Below are 22,285 nucleotides of genomic sequence, written 5' to 3'. Positions count from 1 at the left end.
AGTGATTATAAAATTTAATTAATTAAAATTACAGTATAGTTGTTTGTTATGATAGTAAATGTAATAACCTATTGATTACTTACATTTTTATTGTTATTGTCTTCGTTGTAAGGCTTTGGTTTTTTACCGAATAAAGAGAAGTGCACAAAACGTTTTGGATTTAACTTCATTTCTCTTAATAATTCTTCCATTTCCTTAGTGGCATTAGTTAAGTTGGTATACAACTTATCATCTGACATAAGTTTTCCAACAGTTCCTTTACCACTTTCAATACCTTTAATTAAGGTATTTACATTAGATAATGTTGATTCTAATTTCTTAACCGTTGCTCCTAAATCTGCTTTCGCCAAATCAGAAGAAACCTTTGAAAAATCTTCCGTGATTTTTTTGGTATTATCTAGAGTAACGCCAATTTTAGATTTGTTCTCCTCAAGTACATTATTAAAAGTTGCCATCGTTTTATTTAAACTAGCAATAGTACTTTCTATACCTAAAACGCTTCTATTTAAACTTTGTCTTGCTTTTTTATCTAAAACCTCATTCAATCCAATCAATAAAGAATCTGCTTCCACTAAAACATTCTCTAGTTTAGCTTGTATTGGATTTAACTTTTCACCTACTGACGAAAATAAATCTGACTCTATTTCACCCTGAAGGTAATCACCTGAAACGGCCATTTCTCCTTCATAATTAGGAATAATTGCTAAATTTTGACCGCCCATTAATCCTGCAGAATAAATTTTAGCAACACTCTTTTTTGAAAATTCGAAATTATCTTCTAAAGATAATTTTACTAATAAAGTTCCTCTTTTACCTGGTTCTGCATTAAAGTTGATCGCATCTACTTTTCCAACTTGTAAACCATTTATAGTTACAACACTGGCTTCACTTAACCCATTAATATTTTTATATTCAACAAAAAAGTAACGTGAGTTTGGACTAAATAAATCTTGTCTCTTCATGAAATTATACCCCCAAACACCTAGAGCTATAATTAATAATGCTATTATTCCTGTTTTTAGTTCTTTCGACATAAGCAAAGTTTGCTAGTGACGAAATTACTAATTATTTTTTTGAGAATAGATTAGATTTTTTCTAAATTATTGTTTTTTTAAGGCTTCTCGCACCGATATTTTAGTTCCATCGGCAAAAGCGACAATAAACGCATCTTTATGCCCAGCTTCTCTAGCTTTTACAAGAGCTACTTTCGCTTTTTTAAAGCTTTCTGAAGATCCGTAATAATATTTGTAGTATTCGTCTATTACAAGCACCTCTACATTTTCTAACCCTCTGAAATTAAAATTATCCTGAGATAAGTATCTCTTAGAAGCTGCAATTTGAACTTTAAACTCAATTTGCTCAGGCTTATTAGATACTTTCTTAACAGACTCAGCAACTTTCTTAGACGGAGTTGTTTTTGGTTTAGGTTCTTCCTTCTTAACTACAACAGTCTCTTTAATTTCCTTTTTAGGTGGAGTTACTTTAGGAGTATTTTCTTTTGGTATACTTTTTTTAGTTTCAGGTTTCTTAACCGACTTAACTTCTTTAACTTTTTTCTTTGGAGGAGTAACTACAACTTTAAAATCCTTACTATCTAAATTACTCTTAGGCTTTGTATTTCTCTCATAAGTTTTTTTTCTCTCAACAACAGTTACAAGAGCTACACTGTTATTCTTCTTTTTCCCAGCACTTCCTTTATTGGCAGCTTTTTTATCTTCTAGAGTATTTAACTTAAGTCTTTCAACATATCTTTCTATACCTTGAGCAATTGCTCCTGCCATTCTTATTTGACCAGAACTAGAATTTAAAAACTTCCCTTCTGCTTTATTCGTTAAAAACCCAAGCTCAATTAAAACACTTGGCATAACCGTTTCTCTCAATACCAGAAAATTGTTTTGTTTTACACTACGTCCAAATCTTTTTGCTGTCCTAAAGTTTTTCTGAACGATACTTGCAAACTCTAAACTTTCATCAAGATTTTCCTCTTGTAACATAGATAAACTGATAACCGATTCTGGAGAATTCGGATCGTAATCATAATTCTGTTTATAATTATCCTCTAATAAAATTACAGAGTTCTCTCTTTTAGCAATTTCTAAGTTTTGTTTATTCCCACTTAATCCTAAAACAAAAGTACCTGCTCCATGAGCTCTAGGATTGGTATAAGAATCACAATGTACAGACACAAATAAATCTGCCTTACTATCATTGGCTATTTTAGCTCGATTGTGTAATTCAACAAAAACATCCTTGTTTCTCGTAAAAATTACATTGATCTCTTTGTTCTTCTTAAGCTTTTTACCAACCTCAAGAACAACTTTAAGAGCTATAATCGATTCTTTATAACCGTTACCTAAATTTCCAGGATCTTTTCCCCCATGACCTGCATCTAAAACAACTGTATATTTTTTTTGTGCATTTACTTCAAAATGATTTGAAATAAAAAAGATTGAAAACAAAACAAAACACAAAGAAGATATGTTGCTTTTATATTTGCTGAATTTTAAGAATTGCATCAATAAAATTTAACTATTTTTGGCTTCTGAAATTTGGTACTCCAAATATTGAGCCATACTTTTATTTCACACAAAAATAGCATTTATCGGGTTGAAAGCAAATACATTGTACATACTTTTAGTTTTATCCTTTTTTTGTTTTCAAAAAGGTATAGCTCAGGAACTTGGAAAAAATGAGATTCCAAAACAAGACGCTATTAAAAAGGATTCAGCCAAAACAATTAGCAAAAAAGCACAAGTTGACTTAAAAAAAGGAAAGAAACCTACGGTAGAAGTTGATTCTACTCGTTCTGATTCTATCATTAAACCAAAGGAAGTTATTGAGTATAAAATTCTGCACAATGCTCAAGATTACACTATTCAAAACGCAAAAAACAAAACGATTACTTTATATAATGAAGCTGAAGTTGACTATGGTGACATTAACTTGAAAGCAGGTAAAATAATTATAGATTATAAAAACAACACTGTTTATGCAACAGGAATAAAGGATAGTACAGGATATGTACAACGACCTGTTTTCAAACAAGGGAATCAAGAATCAGAACAAGATTCTATTCTATATAATTTCAAAAGTGAGAAAGCTCTTATTTACGGAATTAAAACTGTTCAAGGTGAAATGATTACTTATGGTGAAAAAACGAAACGTATAAATGACTCAACTGTATATATGAGTAAATTACGTTTTACCACTTCAAAGAAAAAAATTCCAGATTATTATATCGCCACAAACAAAGCCAAATTAGTTCCTGGAAAAAAAATTATAGTTGGAGGAAGTAATTTAGTACTTGCAGATGTACCTACACCTTTATATTTACCTTTTGCATATTTTCCTTTAACTAAAGGAAGAACTTCTGGTTTTATAATTCCTACTTGGGGAGAAAACAATCAACAAGGATTCTTTTTACAAAATGGTGGATACTATTTTGCAGTTAATGACTATTTTGATTTAGAATTAACGGGAGATATTTATTCTAACGGGAGTTGGGCAATTAATTCGAACTCATCCTATAGAGCGCGTTATAAATATTCTGGTAGACTAAGTTTTAGATATCAGAATTTGACCAATGGAATTAAAGGATTTAGTGATTTTTCCAAATCTGCAAACTATAATATCTCGTGGAGTCATAGACAAGATCCAAAAACGAGTCCGAATTCAAACTTAACTGCTTCGGTTAATTTAAGTAGTAGTAGTCAATTCTTTAGGCAATCCTTAAATCAAATTGATCAAGGACAGCAATTCAACAACAGTTTTAACTCTTCTATTAGTTATTATAAAAACTTTGTCGGTACTCCATTTAATACAACAGTTACATTAAGTCATCAACAAAACTCAAATAACGAAAGTATTACAATGACTTTGCCATCCGTACAGGTTAATATGGATAGAATTTATCCTTTTGCAGGAAAAGGTGGAGTAAAAAAGAATCCAATTCAAAAAATTGGAACGAACTATAACCTTCAAGGTAGATTAGACATTAATACAAACGAAGAAGACTTTTTAACTTCTAAAATGTTCGAAGGAGCTAGATCAGGAATTAGACATGAAGTTAGAGCAAATACGAATATTAAAGCTTTTAAATATTTCACATTAACACCTTCTTTTAATTATAGTGATGTATGGTACTTTAATAGTATTCGTAAAAGATACGACACATCAATTCCAAATACGGCAGCAGGAAATTCAGGAACTGTTGTGAACGATACTATTAGTGGTTTCAACAGATTCAACGGATATAACTTTGGAGTTTCTCTTAACACGCGAATCTATGGTAACTTTTCGTTTAAAAAAGGGCGTGTAAGTGCTCTTCGTCATACCATCATACCAACAGTTTCTTGGTCATTCCGACCAAATTTCGCGGAGCAACACGAACTTACCGTTCAGCAAAGTGATGATCCAACAGACTTATTAACCTATACTCCATTTGAAGGAGGAATTTATGGAACTCCACAATCTGGTGTTTCTAACTTATTAACCTTTGCTGTAAACAATACTTTAGAAGCTAAGGTAAAACCTAAAGATGAGGATAGTGATGAAGAAGATCGAAAAGTTACACTTATTAATAACTTGAATTTTAGTACGAGTTATAATATTGCTGCTGATTCTGTACGTTGGAGTAAAGTAAATTTCAACATGGGTATTCCATTATTTAAAAATAAAATGATGCTGAATTTCAGTGGAACAATGGATCCTTATCAACTGAACGAAAGTGGCCAAAGAATAAATAAGTTTAACCCTGGACTTTTTAGATTGGAAAACTTATCACTAACTACAGGTTATTCTTTATCTAGTAAAGATTTTGAAAAGAAGGACGACGATAAAAAAGAAGATCAAAACAACAATACCGATAGCAATAATTTACCAGATCCATTAGGAACAAATACTAATCCTAATCGTGATTTTGCAAACAGAGCATCCACTGGTAAATCGGGCAAACGTGAAGAAAAAGTCGCCGAACTCTACAATAATAAAATGCCTTGGAACTTAAGTTTTACTTATGGTATTGCTTATAATAATAATGGTATTAGTTCTGCTGGTATTAGAAATCACGTTACTTCATTTAATGGAAGTATTGATTTAACTCCAAAGTGGAAATTAGGTGTAAACTCTGGATATAACTTTACCGAGGGAGCATTTACAAATGCTACATTTAATTTTACTAGAGACTTAGATAGTTGGAGATTCAATTTCAACTGGACTCCTTTCGGAAGATTTACATCTTACTACTTCTTCATAGGAATTAAATCATCTATGTTAAGTGACTTAAAATGGGATAAAAACCAACCACCAGATAGACGTTTATTTTAAAAACAACTCTAACCTAATTTCGATGAAAAAAATAATCAACACAAGTAAAGCACCTGCACCAATAGGCCCATATAACCAGGCAGTATTATCAGGAAACACATTATATACTTCAGGTCAAATCGCTATTAATCCTGAAACAGGAGAATTAGTTTTAGATGATATTAAAACTGAAACTAAGCAAGTAATGGAAAACATGAAAGCTGTTTTAGATGCAGGTGGAATGACTTTTGAAAATGTGATTAAGACTTCGATTTTCATTTCTGACATGAACAATTTTTCTCAAATTAATGAGGTTTATGGCTCGTATTTTAATGATGAAAATGCACCTGCAAGAGAAACTGTAGAAGTAGCTAACTTACCTAAGTTTGTGAATGTTGAAATTAGTATGATTGCCGTAAAAAGCTAAAATTTTACTTTTTTTTTGTTTTTTTGTTAACCTTTCAAGTTTCGTTTACACTAACGAATAGGAACATATAATATATAAAACGAAAAAATGAAAACATCACTATTAAAATTACTAATTGCTCCTTTGTTAATTTTTTCATGCTCTAACAACGCTGACACAGAAACATTGGAAAACGAACAACAAAGATCAGAACTTAAGCAAGCTCAGAGATCTTCTGAAGAAGAACCAAATGTCGAGAACACGTATTATGAAGAACATTTGTATATCTATTATTTAGAATCTACTCTTGCCAAACAATATCAACTTAAGGAAGAATATTTACTAAAAATAGAAGAAGGAGAAGAAGATTTAATTGAAAAATTAGAGCAACTACAAAAGGAAATTAAGGAGAACGAAAAAACACTAGAGTTTGTTCAAATTCGTCCGGTTATGCCTAAACTTCCACCTCCACCAGTTCCATGTCCTAAAAGAACTACGAGCTGTAGAATTCCTTTAACAAACTATGATTTCATCTTGTTTAATAAAAATATCGAAAAAGTTGTTGTTAAATTAACTACTGAAAAAGGTGAAGTAATAAGTGAAAACGGCGAATTATTCGCAGCAGATAACTTTGAAGGATTTCCAGCAACTCAAATCAACAAAAAAGGATTTCAAGGTAATGTAGTATTAAGCATAAGTAAGTACGATCCTTATCTTGAAAAAAATATCTCTTATGAGGTAAATGCTTATATCGAATAGAAATTTATTTTATTGATAAAAAAATTAGTAGTTTAGCTATCATATCAATTGGATTATGAAAGCTAAACTACTTTTTTTATTCCTCCCCCTATTCTTCTACTCTTATTCTCAGAACGATTCTATAAATAATTCTAAGTTTCAAGAATATACAAATCAAGCATATCAATTTTTATATACGAATCAAGATAGTGCATATCATTATTTTAACACTGCATTAGATATAAGCAAAAAACAAAGATGGTATGAATACGAAGCAAATGTTTTATCATACATCATTTATGTTAGTGACTATCACTATAACTTACCTGTTTTAAAGCAAAACCTAAACCATCTTGAATCGTTATTAACTAATTATAAAGACTCCTTAAGTTCCGAATCTTATTCAGCCACTCTTTCCTTATTTCAATTAAACAAAGGGAATTACTATTATAAATTGGAAGATTACAAGAGAGCTAAGCCACTATTCCTTGAATTATATAACTCATTAAAATCTCAAAAAACTCAAGAAAGCATTACAAGTTTAGCTAGTATTTATTCTTTTTTGACTAGTATTTACACAAGTGAGGGAAAATATAATCTTGCAGCGAGTTTTAATGAAAAAGCCGAAATTCTATTAGATCAATATCCAGAATATTTTGATGATGTTGAATCGAGAAAAATGCTTTTGAAAGGATACTTAGCTACCATCTACAATAACAGAAAACAATATAAAAACGGTACTGCTCTTTTAGAGGAACTGGTTAACTTTTATGAGAAGAAATCCTATACCAACTCTTTAATCACATCGTATCAAGCTTTAATAAACTCCTATATTATTTCAAACAACACAGATAAAGCAATTCAACTTTTATCAAAATCAGAAAAAGTGTATCGCAAAAACGATCCTTTCTATAAAATCTTATTAGAATTGTATGGAGATGTTTATGCCAAGAGAGAACAATATTCAAAAGCATTAGAATATTATCATCAATCTCATGAACAGTATAAGCTATATCGAAATCATGAAAAGCACAGTGATATTGCTATAATTCTAAAGAAAATATCTAACACTTATTATTCCGCTAATAAATTAGACAAAGCATTAGATTACATCAATGAATCTTTACAAAACCTGAGTTTAAACAACACATCGGGTACCATTGATTCCGTAAATGATTTACTTACCAATGATGATACAATTGAGATTTTGCATTTAAAATCTAAAATTCTTACGCAACTTTATAATAAGACTACAAATAATGCAGATCTTGATAAAGCATTACGAGCTAGTAAATTTGCACTTGACGTTCTGGATGTAATCAAACCAACTTTAGAAAATAAAAATGATAAACAATTCTTGATTAATAATGTTTATCCAATTTTTGAAACTGCTCTGAACCAATGTTTTTTATTATACAATTCTACCAAGGAACAGAAATATTTAAATGATGCATTTACTATTTTAGAAAGAAGTAAATCTACCCAGCTACTTGAGGTATTAAACTTAACCAAAGCTGTTAATTTCAATAATATTCCTCAACGAATTATCGATAAAGAGCAACAACTTCAAGCAAACATTTCTAGAATAGAAACAGATATTTATATTTCAAAAACATCGAAAGAAAAACAACAAGAGTTAATTCAAGCCAGAGAATCTTACAATACATTTCTAGACTCTATTAAACAAAATCAACCAAAATACCATAACCTAAAATATAATTATGAAGTAATTTCTTTGAATAACATTAAAAATGACCTAAAGGAAAATGAGGGTAAATTATCATTCCTTTATGGTAAAAATCACATTTATCAATTTATTATAACACAAGACAAAGTTGATTTACTAAGATTTGAAAACAGCCATGTTTTTCAAAAAGAGCTTTTTAATTTTTATGAAGTAGTATCGAATTTCAAAAGTGAATACAATGCAGAAACGGCATTTAATTTATTCAATAGTTTAATTCCTGATTCCCTAAAAGATAAATCTGACATCACCATATTACCCGACGGATTTTTATACTATATTCCTTTTGAAGCCTTATCAAGTTCTTCTTCCGGAGTAAACTATCTGCTAAACTCAACAGCCATTAGCTACGGTAATTCTTTTACTTTATTAGAAGAGATCAAGAAAATTCAACCCAAGACATCCACTAAAAAGAAAATTCTTGCTGTAGCTCCCGAATTTTACAATTCTCAAAGTACGGAAACAAGAGCTGATTTTAGCCCTTTAATTTTTAACACAAAAGAAGTTCAAAATATCGCAGCAATTTTTGATACAGATACTATCATTGGAAAGAATGCAACTTTAGACAATATCGAAGGTCAACTAAAAGATTTTCAAGTTTTACACTTTGCCACTCATGCTTCTGCAAATGATGAATATCCTGATTTTTCATATTTAGCATTTACACCAACAGAGAATAAAAGCAATCTTTGGTATATAAAGGATATTTATAATACTAAACTTAATGCGGATTTGGTGGCTTTAAGTGCATGTCAAACCGGAATAGGAAAATTAGAAAACGGAGAAGGAAATATCAGTTTAGCTAGGGCTTTCTCTTATGCGGGAGCGAAATCTTTAGTTAAGAGTTTATGGAAAGTAAATGATAGGTCTTCATCCGAAATCATGAGCACTTTTTACAAAGAATTGAAAAGAGGAGAAAATAAAAAGGCGGCATTACAAAATGCTAAAAAGGAATACTTAAATACAACTATTAAAGAACTTCAACATCCTTTTTATTGGGCCGGATTTGTTATTAATGGAGATACAAACCCAATAAAATCTTCAAACAATTATGTTTGGGTTTTATTAATTGTATTTGTAGTTGGACTTATGATACTATTCAGAAAAAAGTTATTTCAGCTTTTCAAGTAAAATTTTTGCCTCAACTTGTTTAAAGCCTTGTTTAGTATTCCCAACAAATTTTAGATGGCGCTTTGCTGTTTTAATCTTATTCAATTTCATATGAGATAATCCTAAATACCAATGAATTTGTGATTCGAATTTAGAATTTAAATGAAGACATTTCTTTAACACTGCATTTCCTTCATTATATTCTTTATTGGCCAATAAAGAAACTCCCAAATAGAATAATAATTCTGACTCCTCATTCTTTTTATACGCGTTGAAAAATGCATCTGCCGCTTCCTGATACTGTTGTTTCTCATACGCAGTAAAAGCTATATTTTTTAAATAATCATTGGATTCACCTCTTTGTAATGGGTGAACAATATTTTCATAAGGAGAAAAATGAGTATTGTAAAGACTATCAAAATTTGTCATTGAATCATTCTTAAATAAGTTCAATCCAAATATCCCGACAAGTAATGCGATAGAAGCAGCTATAGAACATCTTCGAATGAAAATACTTCTTCTTGTTTTGGATCTTAACTTTTCAACTTCTTGTAACTCTTTCTTCAACCTTCGCCTTTCAAGAAAATAGATAGCCTGTTGTACATCTCGTATGTACATAAACTCTTTATGAAACTCACGATCTCTAGATAATAATTGATTGACAACGTTTTGTTCTTGTGATGATAATTTATTAGTTAAATACTTATCAATTAGGAGGGACTTATTCATTGATTTTAGGTTTTTATATCCTTTAGTGTTCCTTCCTAAAAAAAGTAAACATTTTGTAATCACTTTTTTTTAAATACGATCAAGACACTTAAAATCAACTCTAAATCATCAATCCAGAATTAAATTTGAAAAAAAATAAAAAAAAATGTTAACCCTTAATTTTTTTCATCATTAAGAAGTGTAAAACAACAAATAATAAGATGAAAAAATTAACATTTACTTTTTTATTTATAGTAGCAACTACTGTAATGTATTCTCAAACAAAAATTGGACTTCAAGCTGCTTACGGAACAAACACAGACTTTGGTATTGGAGCTAAAGCATCTTTCGGAATATCTGACAAATTCTTAGCTTCTCCATCTATTAATTACTTTTTTGGTGAAAGCGTTCAAGGAGCTAGCACTTCGGTATTAGGAATAAATGCCGATGCTCATTATATCGTCTCAGATAACAATGGTTTATCATTATATCCTTTAGCTGGAATTAACTTCACACGTTCTAGTGCCACTGTTTTAGGGATCAGTGCTTCTTCAACAGAAATCGGATTTAACGTTGGTGGTGGTTTAAACTATGAACTGTCTTCATCTCTAACAGGAGTATTCGAGGCTAAGTATGTTTTAAGCGCTTTTGATCAAGCGATATTCAGTGTTGGAGTACTTTATAATTTATAATAACAAAACAATTTAAAATAAAAACTCATGAAAAATTTAAAAAATTTACTAGTAATCTTAGGAGTAGTCGTATTATCTGCATGTAGCAATAGCGATGAAAAAAATATTGATGACCTTAACGACAGAGATTTATCTGAAGTAATGCAAGGATTTCAAGAAAAAATAAATGACATTCAAATCCCTGCAGGATTAACAAATAGTTCAGATGCAAATGCTCAAACTACGGCGACTTATATTAATGTAGTTAAAAGTTATGGATTAATCTTCTCTGCCTTTTTTACAGTACCAAGTAATGCAACAGCTCAAAAACCAAATGTAGCTGCTAAGAACGCTGCTACTGGAAATACTCAAACCTATACATGGTCTGATGGACAATCTACAATTAACTATACAGTTACTGAATTAGTTGACCGTTATACTTTTAGCTATTCCATTGAAAGTCCAAGCTTCACTGGAAAGGTAATGGATGGATTTAGCTTAAAAGATGAAAGTTTAGCTGAATTAAATATGTACGATGCAGGAGGAACTTCACTTACTATGAAATGGTCTTACATTAATGGAACAGCAACTTTAGATGTAAAAGATAATGCAGGATCTCAATTTATTTTAATTGCAAATAGTGATAACTCTGGTACATTAGAAGTATTTGAAGATGGTTCTTTAAGTGTAAAATGTACTTGGAACGCCAGCGGAAACGGAACATTAATAAACTATCAAACCGGAGAAACATTCTCTTGGTAATCCCTCTAATTTTCATTTCAATTTTTTGAATTAATAGGGACTCATTTAAATTTAAATGAGTCTTTTATTTCCCAATTTGAGGAATCATTAGATTTAATTTTTATTGTCCTTAAAAATTAAATAGTTCTTAAAACAAAAAACCACATAGGAAACTATGTGGTTTTTTCATCATTTAAACTTAACAAATATTTACATAGAAGCAGCATGCTCCAATAAATCCACTATTTTAGTAGCATAACCATACTCATTATCATACCATGAGATGATTTTAAAGAAATTTTCGTTTAATTCAATACTAGCTCCAGCATCAATAATTGAAGTTCTAATATCTGATACGAAATCTTGAGAAACTACTTCTTCATCTGTATAACCGATGATATTTTTAAATTCTCCTTTAGAAGCCTCTTCTAACTTTTCTAAAATCTCTTTTAAAGAAGTTGCTTTTTTAGTTCTAAACGTTAAATCAACTAAAGAAACATCTGCAGTAGGTACACGTACAGCCATTCCAGTTAATTTACCTTCTAATTCTGGAATTACCTTAGTTACAGCAACAGCAGCTCCTGTAGATGTAGGAATCATATTTCTTAATACCGAACGTCCTCTTCTCCATTTTGAATTTGGTCCATCAACTGCATCTTGTCCAGAAGTTGCAGAGTGAATTGTTGTCATTAACCCTTCTTCTAATCCGAAGTGATCATGAACAACTTTAGCTAACGGAGCTAAACAGTTTGTAGTACATGATGCATTTGAAAAGATAGCTTCATCTTTTCCTAGTTCATTATGGTTTACTCCCATAACATACATGTTGGCATCTTTAGAAGGTGCAGAAATAATAACTTTTTTCGCTCCTCCTTTTATATGTAAACCAGCTTTTTCTTTAGTTAAAAAGAAACCTGTAGATTCGATTACGTAATCTGCTCCAGCTTCATCCCATTTTAAATTCTCAGGATTTCTATCTGCAGTAATTCTAATTGATTGACCATTCACAACTAAGTTTCCATCTTTCACCTCAACAGTTCCGTTGAAACGTCCATGAACAGAATCATATTTTAATAAGTATGCTAAATATTCTACGTCTAATAAATCATTTATAGCTACTACTTGTACATTATCTCTTTGCATTGCAGAACGAAACGCTAAACGTCCGATTCTCCCAAATCCATTAATTCCTATTTTTATCATTTCTAAATTGTTTGTTTGTATATATTTATATGATTTATGTCGTCATTATATCCGACACTCTTAACAATTCTTTATCAATTGAATGTTGCCCTTTAATTGCTTTTTCTAAATCTGTAGCAACAACTTTATTATCACGTAACCCTACCATTAAGTTAGATTTACCGTCAATTATTAACTCAACAGCCTTCACTCCTAATCGAGATGCTAATACGCGATCAAAACAAGATGGTGATCCACCTCTTTGCATATGCCCTAACACAGAAACTCTTACTTCATATTCTGGCATATTTTCTTCTACATAGTCGGCTAATTGGTATACATTCTTACCAGATTTATCACCTTCAGCTACAACAACTATACTAGATGACTTTCCTGATCGTCTACTTTTCTTTAAAGACTCTAGCATTCTTTCTAAACCAAGATCTTCTTCAGGAACTAGTATTTCCTCTGCTCCTGCTCCTACTCCTGCGTTTAATGCGATAAAACCTGCATCTCTTCCCATTACTTCTACGAAGAATAATCTATTATGAGAAGATGCTGTATCTCTAATTTTATCGATAGCCTCCATTGCTGTATTTAAAGCAGTATCATATCCTAAAGTATGTGATGTACCGTAAATGTCATTATCAATAGTTCCCGGAATTCCTATAACCGGAAAATCATATTCACTATTAAATACTACACCTCCTGTAAAAGAACCATCTCCTCCAATAACAACCAACCCGTCAATCCCATGTTCTTGTAAATTCTCAAATGCTTTTTTTCTTCCTTCTTCGGTTCTAAAATCATTTGATCTTGCTGATTTTAATATAGTTCCTCCTTTATGAATTATATTATTTACACTTCTTGCAGAAAGACTTACAAAATCACCTTCAATCATACCTTGATATCCTCTATAAATACCAATACATTCCGTTCTGTAATATGCACATGCTCTTACTACAGATCTAATTGCTGCGTTCATTCCAGGAGAATCTCCTCCTGATGTCATTACTGCTATTTTTTTAATTTTATTTCCCATATGTTCGAAGTCAAATTTACTTACTTATTATCAATATTCATTCATAAAAATGCGAAATCGTTTTCGATTTTCAATGATTTTAAAGCCTTTTTAAATTATTTATTTACATTAGCATTTAAACCTAAATTATGAAACTTACCTTACTTGATTACAGCATCATTATTGTTTTTTTTATTGTCTCTTTATTAATTGGAATTAGAGCTTCAAAAACAGCTGGGAAAAATAGTTCAGAATTTTTCCTTTCTGGAAGAAACATGCCATGGTGGTTACTTGGAGTATCAATGGTAGCTACAACTTTTGCTGCAGATACCCCTGGATTAGTAACTGAATTGGTAAGAAACAACGGAGTTTCAGGAAACTGGGTTTGGTGGGCAATGCTTTTAACAGGTATGCTTACTGTATTTTTCTATGCAAAATTGTGGAGAAAATCTGGTATAACAACCGACCTTGAATTTTACGAGTTACGTTATTCTGGCAAGATTGCTGGGTTTTTAAGAGGTTTTAGAGCCATTTATTTAGGTGTAATATTCAACATAATTACAATGGCTGGTGTGTGTTTAGCTGGAGCGAAAATAGCGGCTATCCTATTAGGCATTTCACAAGTTGAAATGTTAATATACTCCTCAATTATAGTTGTCATCTATTCATCATTAGGTGGATTAAAAGGTGTACTATTAACAGATTTTGTCCAATTCATTATTGCAATGATTGGTTCAATTTGGGCAACAATTTATATTGTTAACTTACCTGAAATCGGTGGTATTAGTGAATTACTATCACAGCCTAACGTATCAAACAAATTGAATATTCTACCAGATTTTTCAGATACTGAAAGTCTGATTACATTATTCATCATTCCATTTGCCGTACAATGGTGGAGTACGTGGTATCCTGGTGCAGAACCAGGAGGAGGTGGATATATTGCACAGAGAATGTTAGCTGCTAAAGATGAAAAAAATGCAACTTGGGCTACGCTATTTTTTAATTTCGCTCACTACGCATTACGTCCATGGCCATGGATTGTTGTTGGATTGGCGTCGTTAGTTTTATTCCCTGACTTACAAAGTATAAATGAGACCTTCCCTAACATTACAAAAGAAATGCAAGGAGAAGATGTTGCTTATGCAGCAATGATGACTTACTTACCAGCTGGGCTTTTAGGAATAGTTTTGACATCTTTAATAGCGGCATTTATGAGTACAATTTCAACACAATTAAACTGGGGAAGTTCTTATGTGGTTAATGATTTTTATGCGCGTTTTGTAAACACAAACGCATCAGAAAAACAAAAAGTAGTTGTTGGAAGAATCACTACAGCATTACTCATGTTATGTGCTGCCTTATTTTCATTTTACTTGCAATCTGCCAAAGATGTATTTGACTTACTATTACAAATCGGAGCAGGAACAGGTTTATTATTTATTTTAAGATGGTTCTGGCACAGAATTAACCCATATAGCGAAATTGCAGCAATGATTATATCATTCTCTATAGCCATTTTCTTTTTTATCAATGGAAAACTAGATGATCCATTTATTTCTATTCCAGGATATATGCAATTAGTATTGGGTGTAAGTATAACTACAGTCGGATGGATTTTAGTTACTCTATTAACCAAACCAACTCAAGAAGAAACATTAAAGAATTTCAACACTCTAATTTTTGGTTCAGAAAATAAATTTAAAAACATCGGTAGTAAAGTAGTTGCTTTCTTTACTGGAACAATTGGAATTTATTGCTTTTTATTCGCTACTGGAAATTGGATCTATGGAGAAACAGTTAAAGCTGTAATCTTATCAGTTGTTTCTATAGTTTGTATGATTATAATTCAACAATTATGGAAAAGAAAGTTATTGGAATAATAACAGGTTAAGATTGGAAAACAAATTAAATAAAAACTAAACTTAAGAATACTGAGCTATTATATGTTTAGTTTTTTCTTCTTTTGAAATAACTGGAAATAAATCTTCAATTAAAGAATGACCTTCAAAATCTATACTTAATGCATTCTTTAAATGCATATATGCATAATCTTCTTTTTCATCGATCATAAACAAACCGAATAATCGATATTCTAATTCCGCAAATTCTTTGTACGTTTTTTTGGCTTTAATTAATATTTGAAGTGCATCCTTAAACTCCCCTAAATACATCAAAACATCGGCAAGAGCTATGTATATTTCAATATCTATATCACCAAGTTCTATACACTTTTGAAAAGCATTAACGGTTTCTTCGAAAAAATTCAATTTCACATTAATTTCAGCATACTTTCTCCAATACATAATATTAGAATCGTCAATTTGTAATGCTTTATTTATGTAATAAACCGCCTTCTGATAATTCTCTGCCTCGAAATACAAGTTAGTCAATAATAACCAAGCTTTATCTAACAATGGATCTTCATAAACGGCTTTTTTGTAATATTCGATTGCCGTTCCTGGAGATTCCAATTTTTCATAACACTGTCCTATCCTCACGTAAGCGTATGCAGTAGGATCATCTAATTCAAGAGTCACCAAGTAATTTTCAATTGCCTCTTCATATGAACCTAACTGTTCCAAAGTCTTGGCTTTCTCTAGATAACCTCCAATAAAAGATTCATCAATAATCACGGCATAATCAAAGGCTCTCAATGCATTTTCATAATCTTGAACTTCGAAATATTGTTTCCCTAATTGATGCCAAGCCACCTCGCTGTATGGATTTTTATCAATATACTTTTCTAAGAATTTAATCGATTGTTCAAAGTCTTCCTGCATCTCAAAGCAATAAACGATATTGTATAACGAAGAGTAATCTTCAAAATCAACATCTATACACTTTGCAAAGTTCAATCTGGCATTATCGTAATCGTCAAGATACAAATACTCCATACCGATCATTGCCCAAATATCAACTGGATCCTCTACATAATCCAATGACTTTTTCAGAACTTCTATAGCTTCTTTATGCTTCTTATACTTGGAAAGGATAACAGCCTTTTGAATAAAAAGCTCGTCATTATGTGGTTCTACAGCTTCAATTTCTGTTATCAAAGTTACAGCTGACTCAAAATTATCTTCAAAAATAAAAACTTCAATTTTTAATAATTTAAGAGCAATAGAGTGTGGATGTTGACTCAATCCAAGCTGGATTGCTTTCTTGGCTAATGCGTGTTTCCCTATATTTAAATAATGCTGTATAATCTGTTCAAATTCTGTAGCATCAAAAAAATACACGTCATTAGTTTTTAACATAGATTCAAACTTTGATAAAGACATAAGATGCAGATTTGAATTTCTTATATAAATCTACTACAAGAAGCATTTTCTTAGACAAGAAGTTCTTTTAGTTTTCAACAAAATAATTAACAATATTTCCTAGATAAAACGTAACCAAATCATTAGCAAGTATTTGTTTCTATTCAATTTGAAATAGTTAATTATTTTTCTATATTTGGAAAGAGTTGAAATACAAATTAACTAAATAACAAAAATTATGAGCAAATTCGACGAAAAAGTGGAGCTGTACAAAAAATTTATGAATGACAAAGGATTAAGTTTTGATGCAGATTTATTATCAGCAGTTACTAAAGGTTTAGGACCTTCTATCTACAAAAAAGATGCTGAAACAGTTTCTGGAACTGACCCTAAAGAACTTGAAACAGTTAAGAAAAACTTCTTAATCAAGAAATTAGGTTTAGCAGATGGCCCAAAATTAGATGAAGGGATTGCTGAGGTAATCGAACAAGTTGGTAAGTCGGAAAGAAATAAATACCGTGCGGTTGTATACTATCTTTTAGCGAAAAAGTTTGGTAAAGAATCAGTTTACGGAAAGTAATTTCTTACTAGAATAAAATTTTAAAACCTGTATTGTTTTCAATACAGGTTTTTTATTTTTGTTCTTACCAAACAAACAACGACAATTACTTTATGCATCAATTTATTAGTGTCTTTGACATGCTAAAAATAGGAGTTGGTCCGTCCAGCTCTCATACTTTAGGTCCTTGGAGAGCTGCTCAAAATTGGATTCAAAAACTAAAGAACGAAAACCTTTTCGTAGAAGTCAATTCAATTAAAGTTGATTTATATGGTTCTTTATCTTTAACTGGAAAGGGGCATGCCACTGATTTAGCGGTAGCTTTAGGTTTAAGTGGTACTGATCCAGAATTCATTCCGATTGATGATATTGAAGGAATAATTGAACTCATAAAAAAGAACAACAAACTTCAATTTGACGCAACTCAATCATTAGATTTCTCAATGAGTTCCATTGTGTTTAATAGAGAATTTTTACCTTTTCATGCAAATGGATTAACCTTTAGAGGTTTTGATAAAAACAATAAAGAAATCTCTACCGAAACGTATTATTCAATTGGAGGTGGGTTTGTTATCCAAGAGGGAAATCAAAACAAAAACTTAGAAGAAACACAAAAAACCTTTCCATATCCAATAAATAAAGCTGTTGATTTAGACAGATACTGTAAAGAGCAACAAAAATCAATTTCTGAAATAGTTTTTGAAAATGAAACCGTTTTAAACTCACCTGACGAAATTTATGATAAGTTAGATAACATCTGGAATACAATGCTAGAATGCATGTATATTGGTTGTCATACAGAAGGAATTTTACCAGGTGGTTTAAATGTAAAAAGAAGAGCATTTTCCACACATGAAAAACTGATTAAAGACACCACATATAGTGGAATTGAGGAGTGGATCTCTGGAATACGTGGTACTGAAGTTAAATTCAGAGAAATTTTAAAATGGGTAAGTTGTTTGGCTTTAGCAGTAAATGAAGTAAACGCTTCATTAGGAAGAGTTGTAACCGCGCCTACGAATGGAAGTGCTGGAGTTATACCTGCTGTTTTAATGTACTATATGGTTATTGAAAATCATAACGCTACAATTGAACATGTTAGAAAGTTCCTATTAACCGCTGGAGAAATTGGAAGTCTGTTCAAAAAGAATGCTACTATCTCTGCCGCTATGGGAGGTTGTCAAGCTGAAATTGGAGTGTCTTCTGCAATGGCTGCAGCAGCGTTAACAGAATTATTAGGAGGAACTCCTTCTCAATGTCTTGAAGCTTCTGAAATTGCCATGGAACACCATTTAGGTTTAACTTGCGATCCCATTGGAGGTTTAGTTCAAATTCCATGCATCGAAAGGAACGCAATGGGAGCAATTAAAGCAATTAACGCTGCTGAGTTAGCTCTTGAACGAAATCCTGAAGACGCTGTTGTTCCTCTTGATAAAGTTATTGAAACCATGTGGGAAACAGCTAAAGATATGAACAGAAATTATAAAGAAACTTCTGAAGGTGGATTAGCTATTACAGTTGGTTTAGCTGATTGTTAAACTAACAACTATCTAGTAAAAACCAAATCATGTTCAGTTGACATCTCTTCAGTAAATCTGTAGCCATCAACATCGAATGATTTTAAGTCTTCTAGATTTTCGACATCATTTTCTATAATATAACGAACCATTAAACCTCTGGCCTTTTTAGCAAAGGTCATGATGGTTTTATATTGTCCATTTTTAAAATCTTTAAAAACAGGAGTAATCATTGGAACCTTCAAAACCTTTTTTGGTAGTGCTTTGAAATACTCTGAACTCGCCAGATTAATTAACAATTCATCATCTTTCAATTCTTCGTTTAACGCATTTGCTAGAGTATCTCCCCAAAATTGATATAAATTATCTTTTCTTCCTACCTTTAATCTCGTACCCATTTCCAAACGATATGGCTGAATTAAATCTAAAGGTTTTAACAAACCATAAAGACCCGATAAAATTCGAAGTTTATCTTGTAAAACAGAAACTTTATTCTCTTCTATTGTATTTACATCTATACCTCTAAATACTTCACCAGTAAAACTATAAACTGCCTGTTTAGCATTATCCGAAGTAAAAGGTAGTTCCCAAGATTGATTTCTATCGTAGTTTAATGAAGCTAAGTCATTTGAAATCTTCATTAATTCAGACAATTTCTTTCTTGATAATGTCTTTAACTTTTTGTTCAGTTTTTGCGATTGCTCTAAAAAACGAGGTTCAGTAAATTCTGTTACATTTGGTTTAGATTCAAAATCCAATGATTTTGCAGGAGAAATAATAATCTTCATTAAAGCTTAAATTTTACACAACAAAATTACAATAGTTTTGCGAAACCATAAAACAAGTTAAGTGATTCGTTATGAATACATAAAGTTTTAAAAATAGTTTTGTCTTCAAAAAAATAAATTATATTTGCTGTCAAATATTTTTAATAATCCATAAAAACAAGAATTATGAGGGGAAAGATTTGTGTTTTTATGTCGGCTTTATTATTAGCTTTCGTGGGGTGTAATAATAATGAAGACGTATCTTCAATCGAAAACCAAGAATCGAATTTACAACAAGAACAAATTGTTGATTCACAAGAAAGAATTATTGAGCAACCAGAAGTTATTCTAAATCCACAACAGGAAATGGAATTACAGGACATTGTTGCCGAAGTTCAAATTCAATTACCAAATGAGTCTTCTAGTCGAGAAAGACAGACTAGTTCAAAAGAATCAGCTAACAAATCAACTGTTTTAAAAACTACCGATTTAATTATCGGAAGAAGTTACAAAGCTGGTACTGTAACTGTAAGTATTGAGGGAAAAAGTAATTTATTAGTTACTTACAAAACAAACAGATGCTGGAATCTTTGGAAAACAAATTTATTTGTTGGACAAAAGGATAGTATCCCATTATATTATGGATACCCTGATTACAGAAAATTCCCATACAGAGAAAGTCATAGAACATCTCGTATAGGTGAATATACTTACTCTATTCCTTTAGCAGATCTTAAAGGTGTTGAGTGTATTACAATTGCAGCTCATTCTAAGTTATCTATCTATTATAGAGGATGGTGTTGGGTATATTCTGCATGGGGAGACGGAAACAATTTTGAAGGAACAAGATGTCCTGCTACTTATTTTTCATTATGTGATAATGATGGCGGAGGAGATGATGATCCGATTGACACAAACTAATTAGTTCATAAAGCATAGGTAAGAGTCATAGTTAATTACTATGACTCTTATTTTTTGTAATAAAAAGTTATATTTGTAAATGTTATTAAATCAATACAATATGAGAAAAGTTAAAAATTTATTATTTATTTTCTGTCTAACTATACTTTTTTCAAACTACACTACTCCATTTAATTACGATGTCTTTACTAATCCTGATTTAAAAAAAGGAAAAGTTGTTTTTAAATCTAAATTGATCGGAGGAGATAAACATGTTGGTAATTTAACTATAGCTACGAAAGATAGGACTAATTTCCTAGTTACGTTCAAAATGAAAAAAGGTTGGACGCTGGAAAAAAGTAGAGTATTTATTGGAGATTTAAGTGAACTACCTTTAAAAGAAAATGGTTGTCCGGATTTAAAATCCATAACTTATAGAAAAAACCATAATTCTGGGGTGAAAGAATTTTCTTATATAATTCCTCTTGGTAAAATCAAAAAGATGAATTGTCTTTCAATCTTATCTAAAGCTGTTGCAACCAAAGGAAATAAAAAGGTAAATGCTTGGAGTGAAGGTGAAAAATTATCATGTAATAATAAAATCACGTATTCTTCTTTATGTAAATTATCAGGAAAAAAGAAAGTTCTAAAATCAGCTAAAAGTAGCATTAACAATAATTAGAATTTCACTATTTCAAAATATCTCAAAGGCTTTTTTAAAAGCCTTTTTTTATTGCATTACCTCAAGACCAACCCACCAAAATACAGGAATTGCTTCTACCCAAAAAGAGGCATAATATTTAGATTGTTTTCCTTTAGCTCTTTGGAGTAATAACAACAACATTATAAAAACCACTAAATACACAAACTTAAATCTGCTGTTTGGAGTAATTAAAAACTCTATTACCATTGTTAGTGAAAGCAATACGAATCCCAACTTCTTAGTTCTTTCTATACCAATTAATTGAGGAATCGTATTTAACTGCTTCTTATCAAAACGTAAATCCCTGATATCAAAAGGCAGTGTCAAAACAATTATAAATAAAAATCGTTGAATAAAACCAAGTACAAATTCTGAATTTACTTCTGATTTACTTTCCATTAACGGAACAAAAAATGTTACTCCTCCCCAAACCAAACTAATAACAACGATTTTAAGTGATCCTATGCTTCTTAAATTTAGCGAGAACTTCTTAAATACCGGAACAGCGTAAAAAAAAGTGAGTATAGCAAATGGAATAAAATAAGTGAACGTATTTAGATGTAATTGATATCCATAAAACATCATCAATAAGAAAGCTACAAAAGAAAACATCTGTATTAACCGTAAATTCTTGGTTAAACTCAAATGGTGTAGCCCGGCAATACCAGCATATTTAACAAAATTATACCCCGTTATAGTTCCATAAAAAATGAAATAACAAAGAGGTTCATTATAAGATAACCCAAAATAAAATTCCGTAATTCTTACCAGGGCGTATACGGCGAGCGCAACGTGTAAACTTGAATTGATATAAAAATCAAAAGTTACTTTCAATACTTTCACATTACAAAGGTAATTGAATTGTTTATAACCCATAAATTCAGTTAATAATTTAAGAATTCAGTTGTTATAAAATCCTTAAGTTTTAGTTATTTTTGCTAACCGAAATAC

Annotated in this window: 19 protein-coding genes; 11 read left to right on the top strand and 8 right to left on the bottom strand. The window is 31.0% G+C overall.

What is annotated here, in order from left to right:
* Positions 1–68: 68 nt before the first annotated feature.
* Together ABNT61_RS17775 and ABNT61_RS17770 are read right to left on the bottom strand one after the other, a co-directional pair.
* The gene (locus ABNT61_RS17775) at positions 69–1,034 is read right to left on the bottom strand and encodes an MlaD family protein (RefSeq protein ID WP_348744203.1); all 966 of its coding nucleotides are present in this window, start codon (positions 1,032–1,034) and stop codon (positions 69–71) included.
* A 66-nt stretch (positions 1,035–1,100) separates the two neighbouring features.
* Positions 1,101–2,516, bottom strand: a complete 1,416-nt coding sequence (locus ABNT61_RS17770; protein WP_348744202.1) for an N-acetylmuramoyl-L-alanine amidase family protein — start codon at positions 2,514–2,516, stop codon at positions 1,101–1,103.
* A 91-nt stretch (positions 2,517–2,607) separates the two neighbouring features.
* On the opposite strand from ABNT61_RS17770, the gene ABNT61_RS17765 reads away from it, so the two are divergent.
* The 4 genes from ABNT61_RS17765 (at position 2,608) to ABNT61_RS17750 (ending at position 9,323) form a co-directional block, all read left to right on the top strand.
* A complete protein-coding gene (locus ABNT61_RS17765) occupies positions 2,608–5,325 on the top strand; it encodes a putative LPS assembly protein LptD (RefSeq protein ID WP_348744201.1) in 2,718 nt (905 codons plus the stop codon).
* 22 nt (positions 5,326–5,347) lie between these two features.
* Positions 5,348–5,731, top strand: coding sequence for a RidA family protein (locus ABNT61_RS17760; RefSeq protein WP_348722071.1), 384 nt, complete (start codon positions 5,348–5,350; stop codon positions 5,729–5,731).
* Between the two features lie 87 nt (positions 5,732–5,818).
* A complete protein-coding gene (locus ABNT61_RS17755) occupies positions 5,819–6,469 on the top strand; it encodes a hypothetical protein (RefSeq protein ID WP_348744200.1) in 651 nt (216 codons plus the stop codon).
* 55 nt (positions 6,470–6,524) lie between these two features.
* Positions 6,525–9,323 carry a CHAT domain-containing protein gene (locus ABNT61_RS17750; RefSeq protein ID WP_348744199.1) on the top strand — a complete coding sequence of 933 codons (2,799 nt, stop codon included), beginning with the start codon at positions 6,525–6,527 and terminating at the stop codon, positions 9,321–9,323.
* Here the strand turns inward: ABNT61_RS17750 and ABNT61_RS17745 are convergent.
* Positions 9,303–10,031, bottom strand: coding sequence for a hypothetical protein (locus tag ABNT61_RS17745; protein ID WP_348744198.1), 729 nt, complete (start codon positions 10,029–10,031; stop codon positions 9,303–9,305). The genes ABNT61_RS17750 and ABNT61_RS17745 overlap by 21 nt on opposite strands.
* Before the next feature lie 200 nt (positions 10,032–10,231).
* Between ABNT61_RS17745 and ABNT61_RS17740 the strand changes: the two genes are divergently transcribed.
* Together ABNT61_RS17740 and ABNT61_RS17735 are read left to right on the top strand one after the other, a co-directional pair.
* Positions 10,232–10,702, top strand: a complete 471-nt coding sequence (locus ABNT61_RS17740; RefSeq protein WP_348744197.1) for an outer membrane beta-barrel protein — start codon at positions 10,232–10,234, stop codon at positions 10,700–10,702.
* 27 nt (positions 10,703–10,729) lie between these two features.
* On the top strand, positions 10,730–11,443 hold the full coding sequence (locus ABNT61_RS17735; RefSeq protein ID WP_348744196.1) for a hypothetical protein: 714 nt from the start codon (positions 10,730–10,732) through the stop codon (positions 11,441–11,443).
* Between the two features lie 189 nt (positions 11,444–11,632).
* Here the strand turns inward: ABNT61_RS17735 and gap are convergent, their stop codons facing one another.
* Both gap and pfkA read right to left on the bottom strand, forming a co-directional pair.
* Positions 11,633–12,625, bottom strand: coding sequence for a type I glyceraldehyde-3-phosphate dehydrogenase (gene gap / locus ABNT61_RS17730; protein ID WP_348722080.1), 993 nt, complete (start codon positions 12,623–12,625; stop codon positions 11,633–11,635).
* A 34-nt stretch (positions 12,626–12,659) separates the two neighbouring features.
* Positions 12,660–13,646, bottom strand: coding sequence for a 6-phosphofructokinase (gene pfkA / locus ABNT61_RS17725; RefSeq protein ID WP_348744195.1), 987 nt, complete (start codon positions 13,644–13,646; stop codon positions 12,660–12,662).
* 128 nt (positions 13,647–13,774) lie between these two features.
* Here pfkA and ABNT61_RS17720 point away from each other — a divergent pair, with 128 nt between their 5' ends.
* Complete coding sequence (locus ABNT61_RS17720; protein ID WP_348744194.1) at positions 13,775–15,508, top strand: sodium:solute symporter family protein; 1,734 nt, start codon at positions 13,775–13,777, stop codon at positions 15,506–15,508.
* A gap of 42 nt (positions 15,509–15,550) precedes the next feature.
* Here the strand turns inward: ABNT61_RS17720 and ABNT61_RS17715 are convergent, their stop codons facing one another.
* Positions 15,551–16,909, bottom strand: a complete 1,359-nt coding sequence (locus tag ABNT61_RS17715; protein WP_348744193.1) for a tetratricopeptide repeat protein — start codon at positions 16,907–16,909, stop codon at positions 15,551–15,553.
* A gap of 217 nt (positions 16,910–17,126) precedes the next feature.
* On the opposite strand from ABNT61_RS17715, the gene ABNT61_RS17710 reads away from it, so the two are divergent.
* Entirely contained in the window at positions 17,127–17,468 is a 342-nt protein-coding gene (locus ABNT61_RS17710) for a DUF2853 family protein (protein WP_348713453.1), read from the top strand.
* Positions 17,469–17,560: 92 nt separating this feature from the next.
* A complete protein-coding gene (locus ABNT61_RS17705; RefSeq protein ID WP_348744192.1) occupies positions 17,561–18,985 on the top strand; it encodes an L-serine ammonia-lyase in 1,425 nt (474 codons plus the stop codon).
* An 8-nt stretch (positions 18,986–18,993) separates the two neighbouring features.
* Here the strand turns inward: ABNT61_RS17705 and yaaA are convergent, their stop codons facing one another.
* On the bottom strand, positions 18,994–19,752 hold the full coding sequence (yaaA, locus tag ABNT61_RS17700) for a peroxide stress protein YaaA (RefSeq protein ID WP_348744191.1): 759 nt from the start codon (positions 19,750–19,752) through the stop codon (positions 18,994–18,996).
* A gap of 165 nt (positions 19,753–19,917) precedes the next feature.
* On the opposite strand from yaaA, the gene ABNT61_RS17695 reads away from it, so the two are divergent.
* Both ABNT61_RS17695 and ABNT61_RS17690 read left to right on the top strand, forming a co-directional pair.
* On the top strand, positions 19,918–20,652 hold the full coding sequence (locus tag ABNT61_RS17695) for a hypothetical protein (protein WP_348744190.1): 735 nt from the start codon (positions 19,918–19,920) through the stop codon (positions 20,650–20,652).
* Between the two features lie 100 nt (positions 20,653–20,752).
* Entirely contained in the window at positions 20,753–21,313 is a 561-nt protein-coding gene (locus ABNT61_RS17690; RefSeq protein ID WP_348744189.1) for a hypothetical protein, read from the top strand.
* A gap of 48 nt (positions 21,314–21,361) precedes the next feature.
* Here the strand turns inward: ABNT61_RS17690 and ABNT61_RS17685 are convergent, their stop codons facing one another.
* Positions 21,362–21,946: a hypothetical protein gene (locus tag ABNT61_RS17685; RefSeq protein ID WP_348744188.1), complete on the bottom strand. Its 585-nt coding sequence runs from the start codon at positions 21,944–21,946 to the stop codon at positions 21,362–21,364.
* Positions 21,947–22,285 lie beyond the last annotated feature (339 nt).

This window comes from Tenacibaculum sp. 190524A05c (assembly GCF_964036595.1).
In the GTDB taxonomy this organism is placed as follows: domain Bacteria; phylum Bacteroidota; class Bacteroidia; order Flavobacteriales; family Flavobacteriaceae; genus Polaribacter; species Polaribacter platacis.
This window is presented reverse-complemented; position numbering and strand designations above follow the sequence as displayed.

Bases quoted from the DNA above. Each gene is read 5' to 3' on its own strand.
- ABNT61_RS17775 (WP_348744203.1), bottom strand. From the start codon at position 1,034: ATGTCGAAAGAACTAAAAACAGGAATAATAGCATTATTAATTATAGCT.
- ABNT61_RS17770 (WP_348744202.1), bottom strand. From the start codon at position 2,516: ATGCAATTCTTAAAATTCAGCAAATATAAAAGCAACATATCTTCTTTG.
- ABNT61_RS17760 (WP_348722071.1), top strand. From the start codon at position 5,348: ATGAAAAAAATAATCAACACAAGTAAAGCACCTGCACCAATAGGCCCA.
- ABNT61_RS17755 (WP_348744200.1), top strand. From the start codon at position 5,819: ATGAAAACATCACTATTAAAATTACTAATTGCTCCTTTGTTAATTTTT.
- ABNT61_RS17750 (WP_348744199.1), top strand. From the start codon at position 6,525: ATGAAAGCTAAACTACTTTTTTTATTCCTCCCCCTATTCTTCTACTCT.
- ABNT61_RS17745 (WP_348744198.1), bottom strand. From the start codon at position 10,031: ATGAATAAGTCCCTCCTAATTGATAAGTATTTAACTAATAAATTATCA.
- ABNT61_RS17740 (WP_348744197.1), top strand. From the start codon at position 10,232: ATGAAAAAATTAACATTTACTTTTTTATTTATAGTAGCAACTACTGTA.
- ABNT61_RS17735 (WP_348744196.1), top strand. From the start codon at position 10,730: ATGAAAAATTTAAAAAATTTACTAGTAATCTTAGGAGTAGTCGTATTA.
- gap (WP_348722080.1), bottom strand. From the start codon at position 12,625: ATGATAAAAATAGGAATTAATGGATTTGGGAGAATCGGACGTTTAGCG.
- pfkA (WP_348744195.1), bottom strand. From the start codon at position 13,646: ATGGGAAATAAAATTAAAAAAATAGCAGTAATGACATCAGGAGGAGAT.
- ABNT61_RS17720 (WP_348744194.1), top strand. From the start codon at position 13,775: ATGAAACTTACCTTACTTGATTACAGCATCATTATTGTTTTTTTTATT.
- ABNT61_RS17715 (WP_348744193.1), bottom strand. From the start codon at position 16,909: ATGTCTTTATCAAAGTTTGAATCTATGTTAAAAACTAATGACGTGTAT.
- ABNT61_RS17710 (WP_348713453.1), top strand. From the start codon at position 17,127: ATGAGCAAATTCGACGAAAAAGTGGAGCTGTACAAAAAATTTATGAAT.
- ABNT61_RS17705 (WP_348744192.1), top strand. From the start codon at position 17,561: ATGCATCAATTTATTAGTGTCTTTGACATGCTAAAAATAGGAGTTGGT.
- yaaA (WP_348744191.1), bottom strand. From the start codon at position 19,752: ATGAAGATTATTATTTCTCCTGCAAAATCATTGGATTTTGAATCTAAA.
- ABNT61_RS17695 (WP_348744190.1), top strand. From the start codon at position 19,918: ATGAGGGGAAAGATTTGTGTTTTTATGTCGGCTTTATTATTAGCTTTC.
- ABNT61_RS17690 (WP_348744189.1), top strand. From the start codon at position 20,753: ATGAGAAAAGTTAAAAATTTATTATTTATTTTCTGTCTAACTATACTT.
- ABNT61_RS17685 (WP_348744188.1), bottom strand. From the start codon at position 21,946: ATGTTTTCTTTTGTAGCTTTCTTATTGATGATGTTTTATGGATATCAA.